We start from the raw sequence: 3554 nt of genomic DNA on the forward strand, positions 1-3554 counted from the left end.
AGTCGATTTTTTGTGTTGCATACCTGCTTGCTGGCAGGCAGGGGTGCAACAACACAAAAAGAGCTTCAGCAAATGCCTCAATCTTTCTCGGGGGTATACTGCTAATTATGAGGAATAAACTTTAAGGCCACACCATTTATACAATGTCTTTTCCCTGTTGGTTTTGGACCATCATTAAAAACATGACCTAAATGTCCGCCACAAGTAGCACAATGTTCTTCCGTTCTGGCATAACCTAAATCGTAATCTGTCGAGAAATCTACGTTACCTTCAATTTCTTTATAAAAACTTGGCCATCCCGATCCAGAATCAAATTTAAATTCACTTTTAAATAAAGGGGTATCACATCCTTTACAAAGGTACAATCCAGCTTCATTATTTTTATTCAACGGACTTGAAAAAGCGCGTTCTGTTCCGGCTTGCCTTAACACATAAAATTCTTTTCCTGATAATTGTGCTTTCCATTCAGCGTCGGTTTTAGTAACTTTAAAAGGTTTGGTTGCTTCATCAGACTTTTTTTGAGCTGTAGAGTTGCAACTAAAAAATAAAACAAGATTAAATGCAATTAATAACTTTTTCATACCTTAAAAATTTATTTAAATTTAAGTCGCAGAATAATGTAAAACCTAACAATTAATTTAAGTAAGATGTATTTTTTAATTGTGACAAAAAAATAATTTAGGTGTCTAAAAAATTAAAGGTACAATTTTTGTACTTTTAATAACTAAATTAAACTTAAGTAGGATGAAGATAAAACATACGTTTATATTAATAGGTGTAGTAGCTCTAGTTTTTGCGTGTGCTACTAACCCTTTTACAGGAAAAAAGACAATGGCATTAGTGCCTAATTCTCAGTTGTTTCCAACGGCTTTTGCCCAATACAGTCAGTTTTTAACTGAAAATAAAGTTATTACAGGTACTAAAGATGCTGAAATGATTACTAGAGTAGGGCAGCGTATTGCAGTAGCTGCAGAACGTTGGTTAAATGCTAATGGGAATCAAGGGTATTTAAATGATTATAAATGGGAGTATAACTTAGTAGACGATAAAACTGTAAATGCTTGGTGTATGCCAGGTGGTAAAATTGTGTTTTACACTGGTATATTACCAATTGCAGCCAATGAAACAGGTGTTGCAGCAATTATGGGGCATGAGGTTGCACATGCTTTAGCTAATCATGGTCAACAACGTATGAGTGCAGCTTACTTGCAACAAGGTATTGCCATTGCAGGAAATATTGCTATTTCAGATGAAAATGCAAGAAACGCATTTAATCAATATTATGGTATTGGCTCGCAATTAGGAGTTATGCTACCATTTAGTAGAGGTCATGAAACTGAATCTGACCAAATTGGTATTTATTTAATGGCTATAGCAGGTTACAACCCGAGTGAAGCAGCAGAATTATGGAAGCGTATGAAAGCTAATAGCGATGGACAAGCGCCACCAGAATTTATGAGTACACACCCATCAAATGATACAAGGATAGCAAACCTTACGAAATGGGCTCCTCAAGCAAAAGTAGAAGCCAAAAAATTTGGTGTTACAACCTTTAGATAATTTTTTTATTATTCAAATAAAAATATTTGTTTACTTTAGAAGCTGCTCAAAAAAAGGGTAGCTTTTTTTTATTGTTGCAATAGCAAAAGTGAATGTTTCAATAATTCTATAAAAAATAGGAGCTCATGGTTTTGAGTGAAAAGTTTATTTAATGTTAAAGATTTTATATGAATCAATTTGAAAAAGGAAGTAAAAAACTTTTAAATGCTTGGGCGTTTTACGATTGGGCAAACTCGGTTTATACACTTACTATTGCTTCATCAATTTTCCCGCTCTTTTATTCTTCTTTATTTGACTCTAAAGAAGCTCTTGTTATGGCTTTTGGGTTTCAAATGAAACAAGAGGTTTTAATTTCTTTTGTTACGGCATTTACGTTTTTGGTAGTTGCCTTTTTATCACCGCTTTTATCGGGAATTGCAGATTATGTTGGAAATAAAAAGAACTTTATGAAGTTCTTTTGTTATTTAGGCTCTGCAGGTTGTATAGGTTTATATTGGTTTGATATTGAGCATATTCATTTAGGTCTATTATTCTATTTTATGGGATTAATTGGGTATTGGGGGAGTTTGGTTTTTTATAATTCCTATTTGCCAGATATTGCTTTTGAGGAGCAACAAGATAGTATAAGCGCAAAAGGGTTTTCTATGGGCTATATTGGTAGCGTACTTTTATTAGTGCTCAATTTAGTTATGGTTATGAGTCAAGATGATAAAGCAGGTGCAATTAAAATGATGAAATACTCATTTATAACCGTTGGAATTTGGTGGGCACTATTTAGTCAATATACATTCTATATTTTGCCAAAAGGTGTTTCTTCAGGGCATAAAGTAACTAAGGATGTGGTATTTAATGGTTTTAAAGAATTAAAAATAGTTTGGAATCAGCTTAAACAAAACTTAAGGCTAAAACGATACTTAAATGCCTTTTTTGTTTTTAGTATGGCAGTGCAGACTATCATGTTAATGGCTGTTTATTATGGCGAAAAGGAAATTGCTTGGACTTCTGATAGTGAGAAAACAACAGGGTTAATTGTAAGTATATTAGTTATTCAATTAGTGGCCATTTTGGGTGCCATTTTAACTTCTAAGGCATCATCAAAATATGGAAATATAAATACGCTGATTGGTGTTAATTTTATATGGATGTGCATTTGTGTATATGCCTTTTATATGGTTACACCTGTAGATTTTTATATTGCCGCGGGAGTAGTGGGCTTAGTTATGGGTGGCGTTCAGTCTTTAGGGCGTTCAACCTATTCAAAATTTTTGCCTGAAACTAAAGACACAACCTCATACTTTAGTTTTTATGATGTAGCTGAAAAAATTGGCATTGTTATTGGGATGCTCATTTTTGCAATTGTTTCACAATATAAATCAATGCGCTATGCCATTTTGTTTTTATTTGTTTTCTTTTTAGCAGGAATTATTTTGTTGTTTAGAGTTCCAAAATTATCAAATAAAGAATAAAAAAAAAGCCACTCAATTTGAGCGGCTTTTTTTTATGATTAAAATTAAGAAACCCTATGATTCCGTAGGTTTTTCAGCTTTTTTAATACTAATAACTAACTCTTCAGTTTTTGCGTCTAAGTCAATTTTAATATGATCTCCGTCTTGAAGATTTGACGCTACAATTTCTTCTGCCAAAGCATCTTCAACATACTTTTGAATAGCTCTTTTTAAAGGACGGGCGCCGTATTGTTTATCAAAACCTTTTTCAGCAATATAATCTTTCGCTGCATCAGTAATTGTTAAGTTATAGCCTAATCCTTTAATTCTAGTTAAAAGTTTTTCTAATTCAATATCAATAATTTTATTGATGTCTTCCTTTTCTAAAGCATTGAAAACAACAACATCATCAATTCTATTTAAGAATTCTGGTGCGAATGATTTTTTAAGGGCGTTTTCAATAACACTTCTAGCATTGGCATCTTCTTGCGCTTTTTGAGAAGCTGTACCAAAACCAATTCCTGTTCCAAAATCCTTAAGTTTACGCGC

3 protein-coding genes and 1 pseudogene are annotated in these 3554 nt (G+C 32.9%); 2 read left to right on the top strand and 2 right to left on the bottom strand.

The features are described from left to right. Nucleotides 1-101 precede the first annotated feature (101 nt). Nucleotides 102-581: a peptide-methionine (R)-S-oxide reductase MsrB gene (gene msrB, locus WBN21_RS15460; protein ID WP_424201852.1), complete on the bottom strand. Its 480-nt coding sequence runs from the start codon at nucleotides 579-581 to the stop codon at nucleotides 102-104. A 163-nt stretch (nucleotides 582-744) separates the two neighbouring features. Between msrB and WBN21_RS15465 the strand changes: the two genes are divergently transcribed. Both WBN21_RS15465 and WBN21_RS15470 read left to right on the top strand, forming a co-directional pair. Beyond that, a complete protein-coding gene (locus tag WBN21_RS15465; RefSeq protein WP_424201854.1) occupies nucleotides 745-1560 on the top strand; it encodes a M48 family metallopeptidase in 816 nt (271 codons plus the stop codon). A gap of 167 nt (nucleotides 1561-1727) precedes the next feature. Next, entirely contained in the window at nucleotides 1728-3026 is a 1299-nt protein-coding gene (locus WBN21_RS15470; RefSeq protein WP_424201856.1) for an MFS transporter, read from the top strand. Nucleotides 3027-3080: 54 nt separating this feature from the next. Here WBN21_RS15470 and WBN21_RS15475 read toward each other — a convergent pair. Beyond that, nucleotides 3081-3554, bottom strand: a pseudogene (locus WBN21_RS15475) (ATP-dependent Clp protease ATP-binding subunit); the annotation flags it as partial.

It is taken from the genome of Algibacter sp. (assembly GCF_049667265.1).
Taxonomy (GTDB): domain Bacteria; phylum Bacteroidota; class Bacteroidia; order Flavobacteriales; family Flavobacteriaceae; genus Algibacter_B.

What these genes read in the sequence shown, in the direction of transcription:
- msrB (WP_424201852.1), bottom strand. Translation starts at nt 581, where the DNA reads ATGAAAAAGTTATTAATTGCATTTAATCTTGTTTTATTTTTTAGTTGC.
- WBN21_RS15465 (WP_424201854.1), top strand. Translation starts at nt 745, where the DNA reads ATGAAGATAAAACATACGTTTATATTAATAGGTGTAGTAGCTCTAGTT.
- WBN21_RS15470 (WP_424201856.1), top strand. Translation starts at nt 1,728, where the DNA reads ATGAATCAATTTGAAAAAGGAAGTAAAAAACTTTTAAATGCTTGGGCG.